Source organism: Nonomuraea sp. NPDC003709, from assembly GCF_040610775.1.
Classification (GTDB): domain Bacteria; phylum Actinomycetota; class Actinomycetes; order Streptosporangiales; family Streptosporangiaceae; genus Nonomuraea; species Nonomuraea angiospora_A.
The window spans coordinates 56,393-77,473 of sequence record NZ_JBEXMW010000021.1 but is presented as its reverse complement, the minus strand read 5'-3'; the positions used below and the strand labels follow the sequence as shown (position 1 = coordinate 77,473).

Genomic DNA, 21,081 nt, shown 5'->3' with positions numbered 1-21,081 from the left:
ATTGACGTAAGTGGTTGCTTTCACAAAAGATGGCCTTATGAGCGTCCTTGACTTCGATCTGTCTGATCGCGACTTCTGGGCCAGGCCCATGAGCGAGCGCGAGGAGGCGTTCGAGCGGCTGCGCGCGCTGCGGACCCCCGCCTTCTTCCAGGAGATGGAGATCGACTTCGCGCCCAGGGGCCCCGGCTACCACGCCCTGGTCAAGCACGCCGACATCCTCGAGGCCAGCCGCAACCCCGAGGTCTTCTGCTCGGGCGACGGCGGCGCGACGAACATCCCCGACATGCCCGCCGAGTTCGCCGAGTACTTCGGCTCGATGATCAACATGGACGACCCGCGCCACGCCAGGCTGCGCAGGATCGTCTCGCGCGCGTTCACGCCCAAGATGATCAAGCAGTTCGAGGCGGACGTGGAGGCGGCGGCCGCCGGCATCGTGGACGACCTGCTGGCGAAGGGGCCGGGCGGCGACTTCGTCACCGAGGTCGCCGCGCGCCTCCCCCTGAAGATCATCTGCGACATGATGGGCATCCCCGAGCGGGACTACCGGTTCGTCTTCGAGCACTCGAACGTCATCCTCGGCGGCTTCGACCCCGAATACGGCGGCGCCGACCTCACCCAGCTCGCCGAGCGCCTGCTCACCGCCGGCATGGAGCTCCAGCAGCTCGTGCAGGACCTCGCCGCCCACCGCGCCGAGAACCCCACGGACGACCTGACGTCGTCCCTGGTCAACGCCAACATCGACGGCGAGCGGCTGACGATGCAGGAGCTGGGGTCGTTCTTCATCCTGCTGGTGGTGGCGGGCAACGAGACCACCAGGAACGCCATCTCGTACGGGCTGCGCCTGCTCACCAACAACCCCGACCAGCGCGCGCTCTGGCTGGAGGACATCGACGGGCACGCGCCCGGCGCCGTGGAGGAGATCGTCCGGCTGGCCTCCCCGGTGAACTTCATGCGCCGCAAGGTCACCAGGGACCACGAGATGAACGGGCACCTCTACCGCAAGGGCGAGAAGGCGGTCCTGTTCTACTGGTCGGCGAACAGGGACGAGAGCGTGTTCGCCGACCCGCACCGCTTCGACATCACCCGGCAGCCCAACCCGCACGTCGGCTTCGGCGGGCCCGGGCCCCACTTCTGCCTGGGCGCGCACCTGGCCCGGCGGGAGATCACGGTGATGTTCCGCGAGCTGCTGCGCCGCGTGCCGCGCATCGAGGGCGGCCGTCCCGACCGGCTGCACTCCATGTTCATCAACGGGATCAAGCACATGGAGTGCGACTTCTGATCAGCCCTGGGCGCCGATCCTCAGCTGGTTCATGACCGTGCGGATGTCGGGCAGGAGCTGCTTGCTGTCCGCCGGGATCGACATGTAGACGATGGCCGGGAGGTTGCCCCCGGTGTTGACGGCCATCGTCACGATCGTGGCCTTCTCGGTCTCCGACGTCAGCGAGTACGCGATCAGCCGTCCCGTGTTGTCGCCCACCTTGATCGGCTGCTGGGCGATCTTGCGGACCTTGTTGCCGGTGGGGAAGAAGCGCTTGCGCGCGTCCAGCACCACCTGCTTGATGACCGGCTCCAGGTTGTCCTTCTCGTAGTACGAGGCCAGCTTCTGCGGCAGCGGGCCCGACATGAGCTGGGCGCTCGTGTCCTGCGTGATCGGGACGAACTGGCGGGTGTCGTAGTTGTACGTGGCCTTGACGGTGGTACGCGTGTCCAGCCGCCACGTGCCGCCCAGGCGCGGGAGTGAGATCCCGGCGGCGGCGTCGGGCACCCTGCCGAGGACCGGGGCGGCCTTGCCCGGGTACTTCGGCAGCGCGCCGATCGTGGTCGAGGACCTCGTGGAGCTCGGCTTCTGCGGGGTCGTGGGCTTCTCGGCCACGGTGTTGGAGGCCGCCGGGTCGTCACCGGCCAGCGGGCCGGCGAGGAACGCCCACAGCAGCGCGGCGACCAGCGCGATCGCCACGGAGCCGCCGAGCGCGTAGATCCAGATGGGCCTGCCCTGGCTCTCCTCCTCCAGGGAGTCCTCGCCCATGGCCTGGTAGTCGTCGCCGAAGACGGTGTTCCAGAGCTCCTGCTGGCGCTCCGGCGGCGGTGTGCGGGAGCCGCTGATCTGGCCTGCGGTCACGAACGGGCGGTCGGGGTCCGAGGGGTCGCGGTTCAGGTTCGAGCCGGGGCGCGGGGCGCCGGTGTCCTCGGCGGGGGGTGTGGCGCTGATGTTCGATGAGTCCATGGTGGGGGAGGGGGTGGCGCGGTCGTTGAGCAGGTTCTCCGTGTGCTGGGCGTACGTCATCGTCCGCTCTTCGGAAGGGTGTGCCTGCCGGGGCGGCGCGTGCGCGCCCTGCGGAAGGTCGTCGACCTGGTACATGGCCGTCGCCTGCTCCGGGGAGCCGGCGTTGTCCCGCTCGGCGGGGGGCCAGGGGGCGGGGGAGGAGAGGTTCGACCAGGAGCCGGCGGCCGGGGGCGGCTGTTCCCACGCCGGGATCGGGTCCGGCGGCTGCTCCCACGCGGGGATCGGGTCCGGCACCGGGCGCTCCCCGCCTCGCGGGGGGAACTCCGAGCCGCCCCGTGCCGGCGCCTCGGACCAGGAGGCCGGCCCGGCGCTGCCCTGTTGAGGCCCGTCCGGCCATGAGGACGGCCCGCCGGGGAGCGAGGACGGCCCGCCCGGGAGCGGCGACGGTCCGCCGGGGAGCGGAAGGTCGGGCCGGGAGGCCCGCCCGCCCTGCGGTGCGGCATCCGTCCACGAGGCCGGGCCGTTCTGCGGCGGGGAGTCGGACCAGGAGGAAGGCCCGTTCTGCGGAGGAGAGTCGGACCAGGCGGTCGGCGCGCTCTGCGGCGACGCCTCCGGCCAGGAGGACGGTCCGGCGCTCTGCGGCGACGAGTCGGGCCAGGAGGAAGGGCCTGCCGCGTTCGGGGGCGGCACGTCCGGCCAGGAGGAAGGTCCGGAGGCGCCCTGCGGGGAGGGCTCGGGCCAGGAGGGGCCGGTGGCGTCGCGGGCCGGCGGGGCCGGCCAGGAGGGTCCGGTGGCGCCCTGGGGCGGCAGGTCCGGCCACGACTGCGGGCCCCCGGCCTGGGAACGGGCGGGCTCGGGGCGGGACCTGCGGGGTGGCTCCGGCCAGGCGTCGTCCGTGCGCGGCGGCTCGGGCCACGCCGGGTCCTGCTGAGCGGACCTCGGGGCCTCGGGCCAGGACATGGGGACCTCCGTTGCGGGGGAGCCGGGCGCGTCGCGGCGCGGTGCGTCTGGCCAGGACGGTGGCAGGTGTGGTCCGGAATTCTCCGTTGCCATTGCTGCCGGCCCTCCCGAGTATCTGTCCGGATAGCCCGTTATATCCGGATTTGACGTACCAGGCATGATCTCATGGGATTTTCCAGGAGATACAGGTGGTTCCGCAGCGAAACGAGGGAAGCCGTGCGGATCCGTCGGCGGGTCCTGCATGGGCAGGCCTGCCTCCGGTCGCTCGGGCTCAGCTGGGTACACCACGGTGACAAGGGTATTCATAGGGGACGAATGAGGTCACAACGGATACATCACCATCAGGTCTCGCTGGACCTGAAGGGTCCATTGTGCCTGCGGACCTCGATCGAGTATCTGCATTCAGCCGAAGACGTGCGCTAGGCTTGACACATGCGTTCCGCGACCCTGCTTCTTAGCGGGCCGCGACGGCCCTGAAGATTCTCGCCGTCGCGGCTACCCCTCGTTGTGTGCACGGGGGGTTTTCTTATGGGGTCCGAATCAAGCCAGAAGGACAGTAGCCGTGAGTGAGTACGATCCGCAGGCGCTGCAGGCCAAGTGGCAGCAGCGGTGGGAGGAGCAGGAACCCTACCGGGCGAGCGAAGACCCGGCTGACCCGCGCGAGCGCCGCTACATGCTCGACATGTTCCCCTACCCGTCCGGCGACCTGCACATGGGGCACGCCGAGGCCTTCGGGCTGGGCGACGTGGTCGCTCGTTACTGGTACCAGCAGGGTTACAACGTCATGCACCCGATCGGGTGGGACTCCTTCGGTCTGCCGGCGGAGAACGCCGCGATCAAGCGGAACGCCCACCCGGCCGAGTGGACCTACGCCAACATCGAGACGCAGGTCACCTCGTTCAAGCGCTACGCGCTGTCCTTCGACTGGTCGCGCCGTCTGCACACCAGCGACCCCGACTACTACCGGTGGAACCAGTGGCTGTTCAACCGGTTCTTCGAGCGCGGCCTGGCCTACCGCAAGGGCGGCCTGGTCAACTGGTGCCCCAACGACCAGACCGTGCTGGCCAACGAGCAGGTCGTGGCCGGCAAGTGCGAGCGCTGCGGCGCCGACGTCGTCCGCCGCGAGCTGACGCAGTGGTACTTCAAGATCACTGACTACGCGCAGCGCCTGCTGGACGACATGGACCAGCTGCAGGAGGGCTGGTCCGAGCGGCTGCTGACCATGCAGCGCAACTGGATCGGCCGCTCCGAGGGCGCCGACGTGCTGTTCGAGATCGAGGGCCGCGAGGAGCCGGTCCACGTCTACACCACGCGGCCCGACACGCTGTTCGGCGCCACCTTCTTCGTGGTCGCCGTGGACGCCAAGCTGGCCGACGAGATCGTCACCGACGAGCACCGCGCCGAGTTCGAGGCCTACCGCGCCGAGGTCGCCAAGCTGAGCGACATCGAGCGGCTGTCCACCGACAAGGAGAAGACCGGCGTCTTCCTGGGCCGCTACGCGGTCAACCCGGTCAACGGCGAGCGCATCCCGGTCTGGGCGGCCGACTACGTGCTGTCCGACTACGGACACGGCGCCATCATGGCCGTGCCCGCCCACGACCAGCGCGACCTGGACTTCGCGGTGAAGTTCGAGCTGCCGGTGAAGGTCGTCGTGCACACCGGCCTGGCCGACCCGGGAGAGACCGGCGAGGCCACGCCGGGCGAGGGCACGCTGGTCAACTCCGGGCCGCTCGACGGCCTGACCAAGGTCGAGGCCATCTCCAAGATCATCGAGATCCTGGAGCGCGAGGGCAGGGGCACGGGCGCGGTCAACTACCGGCTGCGCGACTGGCTGCTGTCCCGCCAGCGGTTCTGGGGCACCCCGATCCCGATCATCCACTGCGGCGACTGCGGCGAGGTGCCCGTCCCCGACGAGCAGCTGCCGGTCACGCTGCCCGACATGCGCGGCGAGGCACTGGCCCCCAAGGGCGTCTCCCCGCTGGCCAGCGCCACCGAGTGGGTCAACGTCGAGTGCCCCAAGTGCGGCGGCGCGGCCAAGCGCGACACCGACACGATGGACACGTTCGTCGACTCGTCGTGGTACTACCTGCGTTACTGCTCGCCCGGCTACACCGACGGCCCGTTCGACGTCGAGCGGGTGCGCAAGTGGGGCCCGATCGACCAGTACGTCGGCGGCATCGAGCACGCGGTGCTGCACCTGCTCTACTCGCGGTTCTTCACCAAGGTCCTGCACGACATGGGCATGGTCGACTTCACCGAGCCGTTCCGGCGCATGCTGAACCAGGGCCAGGTGATCAACGGCGGCAAGGCCATGTCGAAGTCCCTGGGCAACGGCGTCGATCTGGGCCAGCAGATCGACGACTTCGGCGTCGACGCCGTGCGCCTGACCATGGTCTTCGCCGGGCCGCCCGAGGACGACATCGACTGGGCCGACCTCTCGCCGGCGGCGTCGCTGAAGTTCCTGGCCCGCGCGCTGCGCGTCATGTCCGAGGTGGACAGCGCGCCCGGCGTGGCGTTCGAGGGCGGCGACGTGGAGCTGCGCAAGGTCACCCACCGCACGATCGACGAGGTCACCAAGCTGGTCGAGTCCTACCGCTTCAACGTCGCGGTGGCGCGCATGATGGAGCTGACCTCGGCCACGCGCAAGGCCATCGACTCCGGCCCCGGCGCGGGCGACCCCGCGGTGCGCGAGGCCGCGGAGACGCTGGCGATCATGCTGTCGCTGGTGGCCCCGTACACCTCCGAGGAGGGCTGGGAGCGGCTGGGCCGCACCGGCGCCGTCGCCTTCGCCGGGTGGCCGGTGGCCGAGCCCGCGCTGCTGGTGCAGGAGTCGGTCACCTGCGTGGTGCAGGTGGCGGGCAAGGTGCGCGACCGGCTGGAGGTCTCGCCGGACATCACCGAGGACGAGCTGCGCCAGCTGGCGCTGGCCTCGGAGAAGGTCGCCCCTTACCTGACGAACTCGCCCCGCAAGGTGATCGTCCGGGCGCCCAAGCTGGTCAACATCGTCCCGTAACTCATAGCTCGCGCAAGGCCGGCAGCAGCTCCTTCTCCGCCCAGTCGAAGAACGGCTGCTGCTGGTCGTGCCCGATCTGGACGAGCGCGACGTGGGTGTACCCGGCGTCGGCGAACTGCCTGACGCCCTGCACGACCGCGTCCACGTCGTTCCCGCACGGCACGCTCTGGGCCACGTCCTCGGGCCGTACGGTGCCGGTCGCGGCGGCGAAGTTCACCGGACCGGGCAGCTCGGCCATGACCTTCCAGCCGCCGGCGGCCGCCCAGCGCCACAGGCGGTGTGCCCGATCCCTGGCTGCCTCGGGATCGGTGTCGTACGCGATGGGCAGCTGCCCGTACACGGGCCTGCCGTGCCCGCCCGCGGCGTTGAACTGCCTGACCACGTCCGGCAGCGGTTCGTTGACCACCAGCACGTCGCCGTACTCGGCGGCGATCTCCGCGGACTGGCCGCCCGAGGCGGCGATGGCGAGCGGGACCGGCCGCTCCGGCAGGTCGTAGAGCTTGGCCGAGTCGACGTCGTAGAACTCGCCCTGGTACGTGACGTAGTCGCCGCCGAACAGCAGCTTGATGATCCGGATCGCCTCGGCGAACATCCGGTGCCGGGTGTCCACGGGTGGCCAGCCCTCGCCGATGACGTGCTCGTTCAGGTTCTCGCCCGCCCCGAGGCCCAGCGTGAACCTGCCCTCGCTCAGCACGCCCATGGTCGCCGCCTTCTGGGCCACCACGGCCGGGTGGTAGCGCATGATGGGGCAGGTCACGTACGTCATGAGCGGCAGGCGCCGGGTGACCTGGGCCGCCGCGCCGAGCACGGACCAGCAGTACGGCGAGTGCCCCATCTCCTCGATCCACGGGAAGTAGTGATCGGAGATGACCGCGTAGTCGAAGCCGATCCGCTCGGCCACCGCGGCGTGATCGACCAGCTCCCGCGCGGGGGTCTGCTCGGACATCAAGGTGTAGCCGATTTGTACCATATGGTGCCGCGTACCCTGGTTTGTCGGTCTTAGTCGGTGGACTGGAGCTCCTCGAGCACCAGCCCTACGCCGATGCCGAGCAGCCAGATGTCCTTGACCAGCCCGATGCCCTGCTCGGACGGGCGCAGGCTGCCCTCCTGCCGCATCCCCGGCGTCCTGAGATACAGGCCGACCAGCCCCGCCGCGAACCCGGTCAGAGCGGCCCCCGCCACCAGCGACGGCACGATCGGCACGAGTAGCGCGGTCCCGATCGCGATCTCGCTTCTGGAGAGCAGCTTGGTGAAGGCCACCGGGTCCATGTCACGCAGGAACGGGTACGTGTTCGCGGCCATGCCGTGCAGGCCCGCCGCGGTCTGCTCGTCGGCGTGGACCTTGCTGAGCCCGGAGTTGAGGATGACGGCCGCGGCCGCCAGGCGGGACGGGAGCTGGTGTGGACGGGCGCAAAACTTCATAGTCCACCCTCTTCCCGGCATTTCAGGCACATCCCCTACTTGACAGTTCGCGGGACGTGGTGGGCCCGTTCGAGGGAGAATTCTTGGGCTGACCTTGGCATCTGGCATTAATGTGCACATGTGACAAACGGCGCATACCTCAGATACCCGCATATCCACGGTGACATGGTCACCTTCGTCGCAGACGACGATGTCTGGCTGGCTCCCCTGTCCGGAGGCAGGGCCTGGCGGTTCACCGCCGACCGCGTCCCGGTGTCGCACCCGAGATTCTCGCCCGACGGCACGCGCATCGCGTGGACGGGCGGCAAGGAGGGCGCGCCGGAGGTGTTCGCGGCCGGGATCGACGGCCCCGAGGGCGAGCGGCTGACCTACTGGGGTAGCGCCACGACCGGCGTACGCGGCTGGACGGGCGAGGGCGACGTGCTGGCGATCACCGCGGCCGGGCAGAGCGAGCGGGGCCGGACCTGGGCGTACGCGGTGCCGCTCGACGGCGGCCCCGCCACGCGCCTGCCGTACGGGTGGGTCAGCGACGTGGCCGTCAGCGGCGCGCGGGTGGCCACCGTGTCGCCGATGTGGCGCGAGCCGTCGCAGTGGAAGCGGTACAGGGGTGGCACGGCCGGCAAGATCTGGGTCGACGCGGAGGGCGACGGGGAGTTCGCCCGCCTGTTCGCCGACAGCACCGCGCAGTACTGGGCGGTCAACTGGGTGGGGGACCGGCTCGTCTTCCTGTCCGACGTCGACGGCGTCGGCAACGTCTACTCCGCCCTGCCCGACGGGTCCGACCTGCGCAGGCACAGCGATCACCAGGAGTTCTACGCTCGCCACGCCGTCGGCGACGGGGAGCGGGTCATCTACAGCCACGCCGGGGACCTTTGGCTGCTGGAGAGCCTGGACGCGGAGCCGTACCGGCTGGACGTGACGCTGGGCGGGCCGCGGCCGGGGCGGGCCAAGCGCCCCGCGCCGCTGCGGGTCGGCGCGTTCTCGCCGGACGCGAGCGGGCGGGCCAGCGCCGTGGAGATCCGTGGCACCGCCCACTGGGTGACCCACCGCGACGGGCCCGCGGGCGTGCTGCGGGCGCAGCCGGGTGTCCGCGTACGGCTGCCGCAGGTGCTCGACGCGGGCGGCCGGGCCGTCTGGGTGTCGGACGCCAGCGGCGAGGACGGGCTGGAGATCGGCACGCCGGGCGGCGAGGTCAGGACGCTGGCCACCGGGGAGCTCGGGCGGGTGCTCGAACTGACGGTCTCGCCCGACGGCAAGCACGTGGCGGTCGCCACGCATGACGGGCGGCTGCTGGTCGTCGACATCGAGTCCGGAAATATCCGTCAGCTCGACCGGACCACGCAGGGAGACGTCAGCGGGCTCACGTTCTCGCCCGACTCGGGGTGGCTGGCCTGGGTGCACCCGCACCACGAGCCGCTGTCGCAGATCAAGATGGGGCGGGTCGACGGGACGTCGGTGATCGACGTGACGTCGGTGCGGTTCTCCGACTTCGACCCGATGTTCACCAAGGACGGGAAGCACCTGGCGTTCCTGTCGGTGCGGACCTTCGACCCGGTGTACGACGCGCACGTCTTCGACATGTCCTTCCATGGCGGGTGCAAGCCGTACATCGTGCCCCTGCAGGCCACCACGCCGTCGCCGTTCGACCCCTCCCTGCAGGGACGCGGGTTCAACGGCGAGGACGACAAGCCCGCCAAGGACGACAAGAAGGACGACGCCGCACCGCGTACCGAGGTCGATCCCGAAGGGCTCCCCTCGCGCGTGGTGCCGGTGCCGGTGCCCGCGGGCCGCTACGGCAACCTGCGTACCGCCAAGGACGCCCTGCTCTGGCTGCGCCACCCCCTCGCTGGGCAGCTCGGCGACGGCACCGAGCCGGTCACCGAGATCGTGCTCGAACGCTACGACCTCAAGAAGCGCGCCAAGTCCGAGCTGGGCAAGGAGGTGCGTGCGTTCGAGGTCAGCGGCGACGGCGGCAGGCTCGTCACCAACGGCAAGAACGGCCTGCAGACCCGCGCCGCCACCGAGGGCGACGAGGTCGTCTCCATCGACCTCGACCGGATCGCCGTGGAGATCGACCCGATCGCCGAGTGGCGGCAGGGCTTCCGCGAGGCCGGCCGCCTCATGCGCGACCACTTCTGGCGCGAGGACATGAACGGCGTCGACTGGCAGGGCGTGCTCGACCGCTACGAGCCCCTGGTGGGACGCATCGGCGCTCACTCCGAGCTGATCGACCTGCTCTGGGAGACGCAGGGCGAGCTGGGCACCTCCCACGCGTACGCGAGCGCCAACGGCGCCGGCGTCGACCCGCGTCTCCGCCAGGGGCTCCTGGGCGCGGACCTCGCCAGGGACGACGACGGCGTGTGGCGGGTCGTACGCATCCTGCCCGGCGAGTCCTCCGACCACGACGCGCGCTCCCCGCTGCTCGCGCCCGGGGTGGCCGTCCGTCCCGGCGACGCGATCGTCGCGGTTGGCGGGCGTCCCGTGGATCCGGTACGCGGTCCGCTGGCCCTCCTGGCGGGCACCGCCGGCCAGCCCACTGAGCTGACCGTACGGCCGGCCGCCGGCGGGGACACCCGCCGCGTCGTGGTCAGCCCGATCGCGGAGGACACCCGGCTGCGCTACCACGACTGGGTGGAGAGCCGCCGCGCCCGCGTCCGGGAGGCCTCCGGCGGCAGGCTCGGATACCTGCACGTGCCTGACATGGTGGCGACGGGGTGGGCGCAGTTCCACCGCGACCTGCGTACCGAGATGGCCTTCGACGGGCTGGTCGTGGACGTGCGCGAGAACGGCGGCGGGCACCTGTCGGAGCTCGTGCTGGAGAAGCTGTCCCGCAAGGTCACGGGGTGGGCGCGGGCACGCGGCTACGAGCCGATGCGCTACCCGGAGGACTCGCCCCGGGGGCCGATCGTGACGATCACCGACGAGTTCGCGGGCTCGGACGGGGACATCGTCAGCGCCGGGATCAAGATCCGCGGCATCGGCCCGCTGGTGGGGACGCGGACCTGGGGCGGGGTGATCGGCATCGACTCCCGGTACTCGCTCGTCGACGGGACGCGGGTCACGCAGCCCCGGTACTCGTTCTGGCTCGAAGGGCACGGCTGGGGCGTGGAGAACTACGGGGTGGAGCCGGACATCGAGGTGGTGATCACGCCACAGGACCGGGTGGCGGGGCGGGATCCGCAGCTCGAGAAGGCGATCGAGCTGGCGCTGGCCGCCCTCGAAGAACACCCACCCGCCACGCCTCCGGACCTCCCGCCGCTGCAGTAACCTCGCTGCGGTAACCCCCCACTCACCGCCTCACCCACCGCCCCGACCGGCACCCGGCCGCCAGCCTCGCCGTCGGGGCCTCTGCCCACTCACCCCCCATTCGCCACCTGGCCGCCACCCTCGCCGTCGGGCCCACCCCCCTGCGCCTCACGTCCACACCGACGTGCCACGCCGGGCCGCGCCGCGCCGCCACACCGCGCCGCCACGCCATGCCGCCACGCCATGCCGCCACGCCATGCCGCCACGCCATGCCGCCACGCCATGCCGCCACGCCATGCCGCCACGCCATGCCGCCACACCATGCCGCCACACCGCGCCGCGCGCCTTTGGCGCCGGTACGCGGCACTGCTGGGCCGCCCACGCCTTCGCTCTGCGCAGCCCGCCGTGCCCCTTCTCCACGCGATGCGTGCCGCGCCACCTCGTGCGCCGCGCCATTCGCGCGCCCAGTGGGACGGGCGCCTGCCTGGCGCCCCGTTGTCCGGTGCGCGGGTCCGTCACCACCCAGCCGGGCGGCGTGGCAGGAGTGTCGTGGGGATCCCGCCACGCCCCTTGGGAAAACCAGGGTCAGGGCATCTGGGTCAGCCGGTCGAGGATCTCGTCCAGGATCGCCTCCGTGGTGGCGAAGTTCAGCCGGACGTAATGCTCGCCGCCAGGCCCGAAGACCGCGCCGTCGACCAGCCGCACCCTGGCCTCCCGCTCGTACACCTCCGCCATTCCCGGCCGCCCCACGTTCAGCCACGCCAGGTACGTGGCCTGCGGAACCCGATAGCCGACCGACGCCGGCAGCCGGGAGGCGATGATGCGGCGGTTGCGGTCCAGCAGAGCGCGGGTCGACTCCAGCCAGGCGTCCCCGTGCCGCCACGCCGCCACCGTGGCCTCCACGCCGAAGAGGTTCGCCGAGCCGTACACGAAGGGCGGCTGCGCCTCCAGGGCCTTGCGGACGCCCGCGTGTCCCAGGTGGGCCACCGAGCAGCGGATGCCGCCCAGGTTGAACGCCTTCGTGGCGGACGTGAGTGTGACGGTGCGTTCGGGGAGGATCGTGGCGAACGGGATGTGCTGGTGCGGCTCGAACGTGAGGTCCGCGTGGATCTCGTCCGCGATGACCAGCAGGTCATGGCGTTCGACGTGCTCGGCCAGCTTCGTCAGCTCCTCGCGGGTGAACGAGCGGCCGGTCGGGTTGTGCGGGTTGACCAGCAGGAGTACCCGGCAGCCCGACAGGTCGGGCACCTCGAAGCGCCACGCGTCCCCGTCGGGCTCCAACTGGATCGGATGAAGGGGCCGTTCCATGACCTTCAGCGTCTCCAGGAACGGATGGTAGGCCGGAGTGTGCAACGCGACCCCGTCGCCCGGCCGGGTCCAGACCTGGAGAAGGACCTGGAGCGCCTGGTTGAGGTCGTTGAACGAGCGTACGAGCGAGGGATCGGCCTGCCAGCCGTACCGGTTCGCCATGCGTTCGGCGAACGCCTCGGCCAGCGGCCCGGCTGAGGGCTGTTCGAGCCAGGTCGGGTAGCCCAGGTCGCCGGCGGCCCGGCGCCGCAGTGCCTCGATCACCTCGGGAGCGGTGGACAGGTCCATGTCGGCGACCCAGGCGGGGATGACGCCCGGCGGGACTTCTGACCACTTGATGCCATCGTGGGATGTCTTGAGGTCTTCAGGGGTATATGCCTCATTCACGCGGCAATTCTAGGATTATTGATTGTGATGAGGTGGCGAGGCCGCTTATGGGAGGCTGGACGGCGATGATGTCTAACCCCAAGGTCGATGCCATTGTCGAGACCTACCTGTCGGTGGCCGACGCGGAGGCTCCCGGGCTCGTGGAGGGTCTCTATCTGGAGGGCTCGGCGGCGCTGGGCGACTACCGTCCCGGCGCGAGTGACGTGGACTTCGTCGCGGTGACGGCCTCGGAGGCGCCGTTCGGGGTGGTGGAGCGCATTCACGCCCGGTTGGGCGCGTACCCGTTCGAGGGCTGCTACCTCACGTGGGACGACCTCGGCCGGGACCCCGCTGAGCTGGGGACACGTCCCCGGGCACACGCGGGGAAGATCAACCCACGGGGCGGCCTCAACCCGGTCACCTGGCACACGCTGGCCCAGAACGGCCTGACCTGCCGCGGCCCCAAGCCGGACGAGCTCGATATCTGGCACGATCCAGCCGCCCTCGCGGCCTGGACCGACGGCAACCTCGACCGGTACTGGCGCCGCCTGGTGGCCAGGTCCTCCCACCTGGCCTCGCCCTGGGGGCTGGCCTGTCTCGGCGGCTACAACACGGTCTGGGTCGTCACGGGCGTCGCCCGGCTCCACTACACGCTGGCGACCGGCGAGATCACCTCCAAGTCGAGGGCCGGGCAGTACGCCTTGGCGGTGTTCCCCGAGCGCTGGCATCGGGTGGTGAACGAGGCGCTACGCCTGCGCGAGGAGGACGAGACCGCACTGCCGACGCTCTCGGGCGCGGTCAGCGGGCTGAGCGAGCACTTCGGCACTCCCCGTAAGTCCCTGTACGGCTCGCCGTTCGAACGGCGGCGCGACGTGCTCGCCTTCGCCGATCAGGCGATCATGGCCGCGCACGAGCTGTACGCGGCCCGTTAGAAGCCCCGGGACCTTCAGTCGGTGCCGCACGCGGGCCGCGACTCGAGGGTCGAGCAGAACGACGGGTCGAGCAGAACGACGGGTCGAGCGCCTTCAAGGGCAGCGCGAGCTTCGTGCCGGAGTGAGTGGGCCGGTGCGGCGACTTCCTGCACCGCGCCGGGCGCGCATCCGAGCGGCTGCTCCTACGGCGCGACGTTTCCTCCCCGGGCGTTGCTGAAGGCGGTGCGTTGTAGACGCCCTTCAGATCTGGGCCCTTGATCGAGTCGAGCGGGCGGCTTGTGGCTTCGTCAAGCGGTCATGGAGGCGGCGACTTCCGGGCACTGCGGGTGTTGGCGAAGGATGGGGTGGCGACACAGTGCGATGCTGAGACCGAGTTCCGCGCCAGTGCCCGAGGGCCGGGTGGCGACATGGAGCGATGCTGAGACCGAGTTCCGCGGAATGGTTCGATGCCGAGACCGAGTTCGGCGTCAATGTCCCATGGCGGGGTGGCGACACGGTGCGATGTCGGCGTTGGGTGGCCTTGAGCGCCGCGACCGACAACATGGGACTGGATGGCGCCCCCGGACGGCTCAGCCCCCAAGGGCATGGCGTCCCTCGCCGGTCCGGATGGCCGGTGACGGGGCTTCGGCCCGAGGGCGAGGTGGAGTCGGAGCCGTACGTACCCCAGGAACAGGTGTGTTTCGGCGCGCGCCGGAACGCGGCGCGAGCGGTTGGACGCGCGCCCGAGACCCTTTCGGGCCCTGACCGCTGCTAGAGGCGGCGCAGGACCGCCACGACCTTGCCCAGGACGCTGGCCTCGTCGCCGGGGATGGGCTCGTAGTTGGGGTTGTGGGGGACGAGCCAGACATGGCCGTCCTTGCGCTTGAAGGTCTTGACGGTGGCCTCACCCTCGATCATGGCGGCCACGATGTCGCCGCTCTCCGCCACCGGCTGCTGGCGGACGACCACCCAGTCGCCGTCGGCGATGGCGGCCTCGATCATCGAGTCACCGGCGACCTGCAGGAGGAACAGGGTGCCCTCGCCGACGAGCTGCTTGGGCAGCGCGAAGACGTCTTCCACGCTCTCCTCGGCCAGGATCGGACCACCGGCGGCGATGCGGCCGACGAGCGGGACATAGGCGGCCGTGGGGCGGTTGATCGTGGGCTCATCGTCGGTCGCGTCAGGATCCACCCACAGCACGGGCTCGCCCGGGAGGCGCACTTCGAGCGCGCGCGGCCGGTGCGGGTCGCGACGCAGGTAACCCTTGCGCTGAAGCGCCGTCAACTGGTGCGACACGCTCGACGTGCTGGTCAGCTGGACCGCCTCGCCGATCTCGCGCATGGAGGGCGGATAACCGCGCTGCTGCACCGAGTCGCGGATGACTTCAAGGATCTTGCGCTGCCTGGGCGTCAGGCCCAGAGAGTCGCGCCGGCGCACCGCGAGGTCGCTGACCCCGTTTGCGCCATCCTGCTCGCTCATGCTCTTCCTCCTCGCCTGGCGGCCCGCCTCACCGGCGCACCTCCCGGTCTGTGGTCCCAATGTCGCACACAGCGACCGTATCGCTGTTGAAGATCATCTTCAAACAATTGTTCGAGTCTTCCTCGAAATTGTCGCCAGCGTGGTGTACAACATCGTACGGGAGTTCGATCGACACCGTGTTCGATTTGCTGATCTTTATTTGGCCTTTTCCTCGGGCCGCACGGCAGGAGGTCAACCATGCGAACGCCCACAAATACCGACATGACCAGCCAAGACGCCAAACGACTCACACTCATCGCCGACGCCACGCAGGGTAACGATCGACGGGGAGACAATACGCGGACTGAGGCCGGTTCCCGCGGGAATTCGGGGAAGAGGTTGGGGCCCCGCACGGCTCATGGTGGAAGGCCCCATTTGCGGTTGGTACCGCCGCCGCGTCCGGGTTCCGACGCGGACGCCACCGTACCGCCGGGCAGGGGAGGAGCCCGCGCGGACGAGGGCGACGAAACGGCGGCCGGCCGGAGATCCGGCGCAGACAGAGACCAACGGCGCTTGGGCGGGGGCGCCGACGCTGGGCGGGGGACGAGGGTGGACGATCGGGGTGCACGCGCCCCTGCGGGCGACGCGCGGTCGCGGGCGCGCGGACCAGGAGGCTCCGGGACGAGAGATGCGGGAGGCGCCGTCGGCCCTCGAGGTGGCGTCCAGTCCGCCGAGGGAGGCACACGCGACAGTCGGCGCCCCGCGCAGATCGAGGGGAGAGACGTCGACGGAGCTCGGGGTGCTGGGGGAGAGGTTTTCGGTCTCGGGGGTGGTGTCCGGGGCTCCGGGGAAGGCGTTCGCGGTGCCCGGGGCCTGGCCCGGAGCACTGGGGAAGGCGCGCGCAGTCCCCGGGGTCCCGCCAGGAGAGCCGTGGGAAAGGCCCTTGGCTCCAGGGGTGGCGTCCGGAAAGCCGTCGGAAAGATCCTTGGCCCCAGGGGCGGCATCCGAAGCGCTGGGGGAAAGGACTTCGGTCTCGGGGGTGATGGCCGAAGTGCTGGAAAGGGCGCTCGCGGCGGTCGTCGTGCCGCCCAGGGCGCTGGGGAAGGCGTTCGCGGCCCGCTGAGTGGTGCCCGGAGTGCGGGGGGAGGCGCTCGCGGTCCCCAGGATGGTGTCCAGGGCGCTGATGGGGACGCTCGGGAGCCCTTGAGTGGTGTCCAGGGTGCTGGCGGGGACGTGCGGGAGCTCCGGAGTGGTGTCCAAGGCGCTGGCAGGGACGCTCGGGGTGTCCGGCGTGGCGTCCGAGGTGCCGGGGGAGGCGTTCGTGGTGTTCGGAGTGGGGGTGTCCGGGGGGTCGGGAAGGGCGTTCGGGGTGCCGGCGGGGGTGATCGGGCTACGCGGGGAGGCGTCGTCCGGGCCGGCCGATCTCGACGTGGCACAGGTGGCACGCGCTGGGGAACTCGGCGGTGGGGCCGTCGGGTGGCGAGGTGGCGCGAGCGGCGGGCGTTGGCGCGCGTGCGTCGGCGGTCCGCTCCGCCGTTGCGGCTGACCCGGCGCGGGCGGGTCGTGCTGGTGGTCGCCGTGGCGTTGCTGTCGCTCGGCGGGTTCTGGCTCGGTACGCGTGCGGTGGGGCAGGCGGCGGTGCAGGTCGTCGTGACCGGCCATGCGGGGTTGCCGTGGGTGGAGGTGCGCGAGGGTGACACGCTCTGGGCCATCGGGGAGGCGCTCTCCCAGGGGGACGATCCCGGCCCTGTGGTGGAGGAGATCAAGCGCCTGAACGGCCTGTCCGACTCCCCCATTCGCCCGGGCACCCGCCTGTACGTCCCGAGCAACACCGCCGCCTTACGCTGACCGCCCGACTCGCGGGTGAGTCCGGCCCGCCAGTCCGCTCGAGCTGTGAGTTCGCTCGGCTCGCAAGTCCGCCCAGGCCGCCAGCTCGGCCGGCCCGCCGGTCCGCCCGGGCTGCCGGTCTACCCGGGTCGCAACCCTGCTTCGGGTTGTGAGTCTGCTCGGGCCGCCAGTTCGGCTGGGCTGCCGGTCCGCTCGGGCTGCCGGTCCGCCCGGGTCGCAACCCTGCTTCGGGCTGTGAGTCTGCTCGGGCCGCCAGTTCGGCTGGGCTGTGGGTCTGCTCGATACCGCGAGTCCGTCTGGGTCGCGAGTCCGTCTGGGTCGCGAGGCCACGCGTGGGAGCGCGCGTCGGCAGGCTGCTCGGGTGTGGCTGGCCGGCGGTGTGTCGCATGGGGTGCGAAGTTGCCTGGAGGCAGGGGTCGGGTCGGGTCGTGGGACCGGTCGCCCGTGGGGCCGTCGGCGGGTCGTGGGGCCGGTCGCCCGTGGGGCCGTCGGCGTTGCGAGGCTGTGCGGTTGTGAGGTGGTTTGGGGGGTGCGGTGGTGGGGCTGGTGGGGGAAGGTTTGGGGGTTGGGTACCGTTGTGAGGTTTGTTCACGAAGGGGTGCGTAAGCAACTCGTGTGACGCCTCCAGCAGCACAAAGATCACCTCGACGGGCGACACGCCCAAGCTCCGCCGGTGACGGCGGGCTGATCAGCGACTTCGGTTCGATGGGCTTGCTCAACTTGCGTTCATGGTCGCTCGCTTCTACGGTTGGACCACAACATCTAGTAGTTACACCGATGTAGTTCACCACACCTTGTGTTTTATGTACCGCTCCACGGCTAGTCGTGGAGTGTGCGCGAGCGTCCCTCGACGGCGGTTTCGCGGCGTGTGGTGGCCGTAGGTCTAGGAGGCGAAAGCGTGCACTGTCCGTTCTGTCGCCACCCTGACACGAGGGTCATCGACAGCCGCTCCACGGATGACGGCGCGGCCATCAGGCGACGCCGCACCTGTCCCGAGTGCGGGCGCAGGTTCACCACGCAGGAGACCGTACTGCTGATGGTGAGCAAGCGCAGCGGAGTGACAGAGCCGTTCTCGAGGGACAAGGTCGTCGCGGGCGTGCGGCGGGCCTGTCAGGGCAGACCGGTGGGCGAGGATTCGCTGGCGCAGCTCGGGCAGCGGGTGGAGGAGGCCATCAGGGCCAAGGGCGCGGCCGAGATCCCCTCCAACGAGGTGGGGTTGGCCATCCTGGGCCCGTTGCGGGACCTCGACGAGGTGGCCTACCTGCGGTTCGCATCGGTATATCGCGGTTTCGAGAGCCTGGCGGACTTCGAGGCCGAGATCTCACAGTTGAAGGCGGAGAAGGGGGAGTCATGACGGAGACGGCCAGCGGTTCAGTCGCGCGCGGGGGGAAGCGTCCGCGTAAGGGGCTGAAGATGAAGCGGATCTTCACCACGCCCGGCGTGCACCCGTATGACGAGATCCAGTGGGAGCGCCGCGACGTCGTCATGACGAACTGGCGCGACGGCTCGATCAATTTTGAGCAGCGGGGCGTCGAGTTCCCCGAGTTCTGGTCGGTCAACGCGGCCAACATCGTGACGACCAAGTACTTCCGCGGCGCCGTGGGCACCCCGCAGCGCGAGTGGAGTCTGAAGCAGCTGATCGACCGGGTCGTCGGCGTCTACACCAAGACGGGGATCGAGCACGGCTACTTCGCCAGTGACGAGGACGCCGAGATCTTCGATCACGAGCTCAAGCACGCGCTGGCGCACCAGGTGTTCGCGTTCAACTCGCCGGTCTGGTTCAACGTGGGCACCAAGTCGCCCCAGCAGGTGAGCGCCTGCTTCATCCTCTCGGTGGACGACCAGATGGAGTCGATCCTCGAGTGGTACAAGGAAGAGGGTGTGATCTTCAAGGGCGGCTCGGGCTCGGGTGTCAACCTGTCCCGCATCCGTTCCTCGAAGGAGCTGCTGTCGAGCGGCGGCACGGCCAGCGGCCCGGTGAGCTTCATGCGCGGCGCCGACGCGTCCGCGGGGACGATCAAGTCCGGCGGCGCCACCCGCCGGGCGGCCAAGATGGTCGTGCTCGACGTCGATCACCCCGACATCGAGGAGTTCATCGAGACCAAGGCGCGCGAAGAGGACAAGGTCCGCGCGCTGCGCGACGCCGGTTTCGACATGGACCTGGGCGGCAAGGACATCGTCTCCGTCCAGTACCAGAACGCCAACAACTCCGTGCGCGTCTCCGACGAGTTCATGCGCGCGGTGGACAAGGGCGAGAAGTTCGGCCTGCGTGCCCGCCTGACCGGCGAGGTCATCGAGACGGTCGACGCCCGGGAGCTCTTCCGCAAGATGGCCAAGGCCGCCTGGGAGTGCGCCGATCCGGGCGTGCAGTACGACGACACGATCAATGACTGGCACACCACCCCCGAGACGGGGCGGATCACGGCCAGCAACCCGTGCTCCGAGTACGTCCACCTGGACAACTCCTCCTGCAACCTGGCCAGCATCAACCTGCTGAAGTTCCTGAAGGACGACAACTCCTTCGACGTCCCCAACTTCGTCAAGCTGACCGAGCTGATCATCACCGCGATGGACATCTCGATCACGTTCGCGGACTTCCCGACCGAGAAGATCGGCGAGACCTCGCGGGCGTACCGTCAGCTCGGCATCGGCTACGCCAACCTCGGCGCGCTGCTCATGGCGACGGGCCACGCCTACGACTCCGACGGCGGCCGCGCCGTGGCGGGGGCGATCACGTCGCTGATGACGGGCGTGTCCTACCGCCGCAGCGCCGAGCTGGCCGCGGTGGTCGGCCCGTACGACGGATATGCCCGGAACGCCGAGCCGCACAAGCGCGTCATGCGTAAGCACGCGGCGGCCAACGACGACCTGCGCACCGTCGGCTCCATGGACGCGAAGATCCACTCCGAGGCGTCCCGCCAGTGGTCGGAGTGCCTCAAGCTCGGCGAGAAGAACGGCTACCGCAACGCCCAGGCCAGCCTGCTGGCCCCCACGGGCACCATCGGCCTGATGATGGACTGCGACACCACCGGCATCGAGCCGGACCTGGCGCTGGTCAAGTTCAAGAAGCTCGTCGGCGGCGGCTCCATGCAGATCGTCAACCAGACGATCCCGCGGGCGCTCAAGCAGCTCGGCTACCAGCAGGAGCAGATCGAGGCCATCGTCGAGTACATCGGTGAGCACAGCCATGTCGTCGACGCGCCCGGCCTGCGCCAGGAGCACTACGAGGTGTTCGACTGCGCGATGGGCGAGCGGGCGATCGCGCCGATGGGCCACGTGCGCATGATGGCGGCCACGCAGCCGTTCCTGTCGGGGGCCATCTCCAAGACGGTCAACCTGCCCGAGTCGGCCACGATCGACGACATCGAGCAGGTCTACCAGGAGGGCTGGAAGCTGGGGCTCAAGGCCCTGGCCGTCTACCGCGACAACTGCAAGGTCGGCCAGCCGCTGTCGGCCGGCAACGGCGCCAAGAAGGACGAGGCCGCCAAGAAGGACGAAGCCGCCAAGGCGGAGCCCGAGGTCAAGGTCATCGAGGTCAACCGGCCGACCCGGCGGCGCATGCCCAACCAGCGGCCGAGCATGACCACCCGCTTCACGGTGGGCGGTGCCAAGGGCTACATGACCGCTTCGTCCTACCCTGACGACGGGCTCGGCGAGGTCTTCCTCAAGATGTCCAAGCAGGGCTCGACGCTGGCGGGCGTCATGGACGCCTTCTCCGTCGCGATCTCCATCGGCCTGCAGTACGGCGTGCCGCTCGAGACGTACATGAGCAAGTTCGTCAACATGCGGTTCGAGCCGGCCGGGATGACGGACGACCCGGACATCCGGATGGCGACGTCGGTGATGGACTACATCTTCCGCCGCCTGGCCCTCGACCACCTGCCCTACGACGAGCGGGCGGCCCTGGGCATCTTCTCGGCGGCCGAGCGCGCCGCGCAGCAGCGCGGCGAGGACCCGGCGGCGCTGCAGGAGACGGTGGACCGCGAGGCGCTGGCCCAGTCGGCGCCCATCGAGGAGAAGCCGAAGGCGGAGGTCGCCGAGCAGTCGCCGGCGGTCAAGGAGCTGACGCTGGAGAGCCACCAGCGCTTCACGGCCGACGCGCCGCTCTGCATGACCTGCGGCACCAAGATGCGGCCGGCGGGGAGCTGCTACGTCTGTGAGGGCTGCGGCTCCACCAGCGGCTGCAGCTAGTCGCGAGATCGGTTGACCGGGGCGGGGGCGAGCGGATTCGGCTCGCCTCCGCCTCGTCGTCTCGGGGGCGAGCGGATTCGGCGCGCCTCCGCCCCGTCGTCTCGGGGGTGGATCCAGGCGCGGGTCCTCCCGAG

13 protein-coding genes are annotated in these 21,081 nt (G+C 70.2%); 8 read left to right on the top strand and 5 right to left on the bottom strand.

The annotated features are described in order from the left end of the window. Positions 1–37: 37 nt before the first annotated feature. Positions 38–1,279, top strand: a complete 1,242-nt coding sequence (locus tag ABZX61_RS46680) for a cytochrome P450 (RefSeq protein WP_355204658.1) — start codon at positions 38–40, stop codon at positions 1,277–1,279. Here the strand turns inward: ABZX61_RS46680 and ABZX61_RS46675 are convergent, their stop codons facing one another. Beyond that, positions 1,280–3,184 carry a hypothetical protein gene (locus ABZX61_RS46675; protein ID WP_355204655.1) on the bottom strand — a complete coding sequence of 635 codons (1,905 nt, stop codon included), beginning with the start codon at positions 3,182–3,184 and terminating at the stop codon, positions 1,280–1,282. Between the two features lie 562 nt (positions 3,185–3,746). Between ABZX61_RS46675 and leuS the strand changes: the two genes are divergently transcribed. Then, the gene (gene leuS / locus ABZX61_RS46670; RefSeq protein ID WP_355204652.1) at positions 3,747–6,197 is read left to right on the top strand and encodes a leucine--tRNA ligase; all 2,451 of its coding nucleotides are present in this window, start codon (positions 3,747–3,749) and stop codon (positions 6,195–6,197) included. Between the two features lies 1 nt (position 6,198). On the opposite strand, the gene ABZX61_RS46665 is transcribed toward leuS, so the two are convergent. Both ABZX61_RS46665 and ABZX61_RS46660 read right to left on the bottom strand, forming a co-directional pair. Continuing rightward, positions 6,199–7,167, bottom strand: a complete 969-nt coding sequence (locus tag ABZX61_RS46665; RefSeq protein ID WP_350739242.1) for a TIGR03557 family F420-dependent LLM class oxidoreductase — start codon at positions 7,165–7,167, stop codon at positions 6,199–6,201. A gap of 29 nt (positions 7,168–7,196) precedes the next feature. Next, entirely contained in the window at positions 7,197–7,619 is a 423-nt protein-coding gene (locus ABZX61_RS46660) for a hypothetical protein (protein WP_355204649.1), read from the bottom strand. Positions 7,620–7,784: 165 nt separating this feature from the next. On the opposite strand from ABZX61_RS46660, the gene ABZX61_RS46655 reads away from it, so the two are divergent. Further along, positions 7,785–10,886, top strand: coding sequence for a PDZ domain-containing protein (locus ABZX61_RS46655; RefSeq protein WP_355204646.1), 3,102 nt, complete (start codon positions 7,785–7,787; stop codon positions 10,884–10,886). Positions 10,887–11,450: 564 nt separating this feature from the next. Here ABZX61_RS46655 and ABZX61_RS46650 read toward each other — a convergent pair. Further along, the gene (locus tag ABZX61_RS46650; protein WP_350739234.1) at positions 11,451–12,560 is read right to left on the bottom strand and encodes an aminotransferase class I/II-fold pyridoxal phosphate-dependent enzyme; all 1,110 of its coding nucleotides are present in this window, start codon (positions 12,558–12,560) and stop codon (positions 11,451–11,453) included. A gap of 65 nt (positions 12,561–12,625) precedes the next feature. On the opposite strand from ABZX61_RS46650, the gene ABZX61_RS46645 reads away from it, so the two are divergent. Beyond that, positions 12,626–13,471 (top strand): aminoglycoside adenylyltransferase domain-containing protein, encoded by an 846-nt coding sequence (locus ABZX61_RS46645; protein ID WP_350739232.1) that lies wholly within the window; start codon positions 12,626–12,628, stop codon positions 13,469–13,471. A gap of 750 nt (positions 13,472–14,221) precedes the next feature. Here the strand turns inward: ABZX61_RS46645 and lexA are convergent. Next, the gene (lexA, locus tag ABZX61_RS46640) at positions 14,222–14,929 is read right to left on the bottom strand and encodes a transcriptional repressor LexA (RefSeq protein WP_350739229.1); all 708 of its coding nucleotides are present in this window, start codon (positions 14,927–14,929) and stop codon (positions 14,222–14,224) included. A 1,189-nt stretch (positions 14,930–16,118) separates the two neighbouring features. Between lexA and ABZX61_RS46635 the strand changes: the two genes are divergently transcribed. The 4 genes from ABZX61_RS46635 to ABZX61_RS46620 all read left to right on the top strand — a co-directional run bounded on the left by ABZX61_RS46635 (position 16,119) and on the right by ABZX61_RS46620 (position 20,947). Next, positions 16,119–16,454: a hypothetical protein gene (locus tag ABZX61_RS46635; RefSeq protein WP_355204642.1), complete on the top strand. Its 336-nt coding sequence runs from the start codon at positions 16,119–16,121 to the stop codon at positions 16,452–16,454. After that, positions 16,445–16,756, top strand: a complete 312-nt coding sequence (locus ABZX61_RS46630; protein ID WP_355204640.1) for a LysM peptidoglycan-binding domain-containing protein — start codon at positions 16,445–16,447, stop codon at positions 16,754–16,756. Before ABZX61_RS46635 ends, ABZX61_RS46630 begins: the two co-directional genes overlap by 10 nt. An 898-nt stretch (positions 16,757–17,654) precedes the next feature. Further along, positions 17,655–18,110 carry a transcriptional regulator NrdR gene (nrdR, locus tag ABZX61_RS46625; protein ID WP_185078046.1) on the top strand — a complete coding sequence of 152 codons (456 nt, stop codon included), beginning with the start codon at positions 17,655–17,657 and terminating at the stop codon, positions 18,108–18,110. Further along, positions 18,107–20,947: a vitamin B12-dependent ribonucleotide reductase gene (locus ABZX61_RS46620; RefSeq protein ID WP_355204636.1), complete on the top strand. Its 2,841-nt coding sequence runs from the start codon at positions 18,107–18,109 to the stop codon at positions 20,945–20,947. Before nrdR ends, ABZX61_RS46620 begins: the two co-directional genes overlap by 4 nt. Positions 20,948–21,081 lie beyond the last annotated feature (134 nt).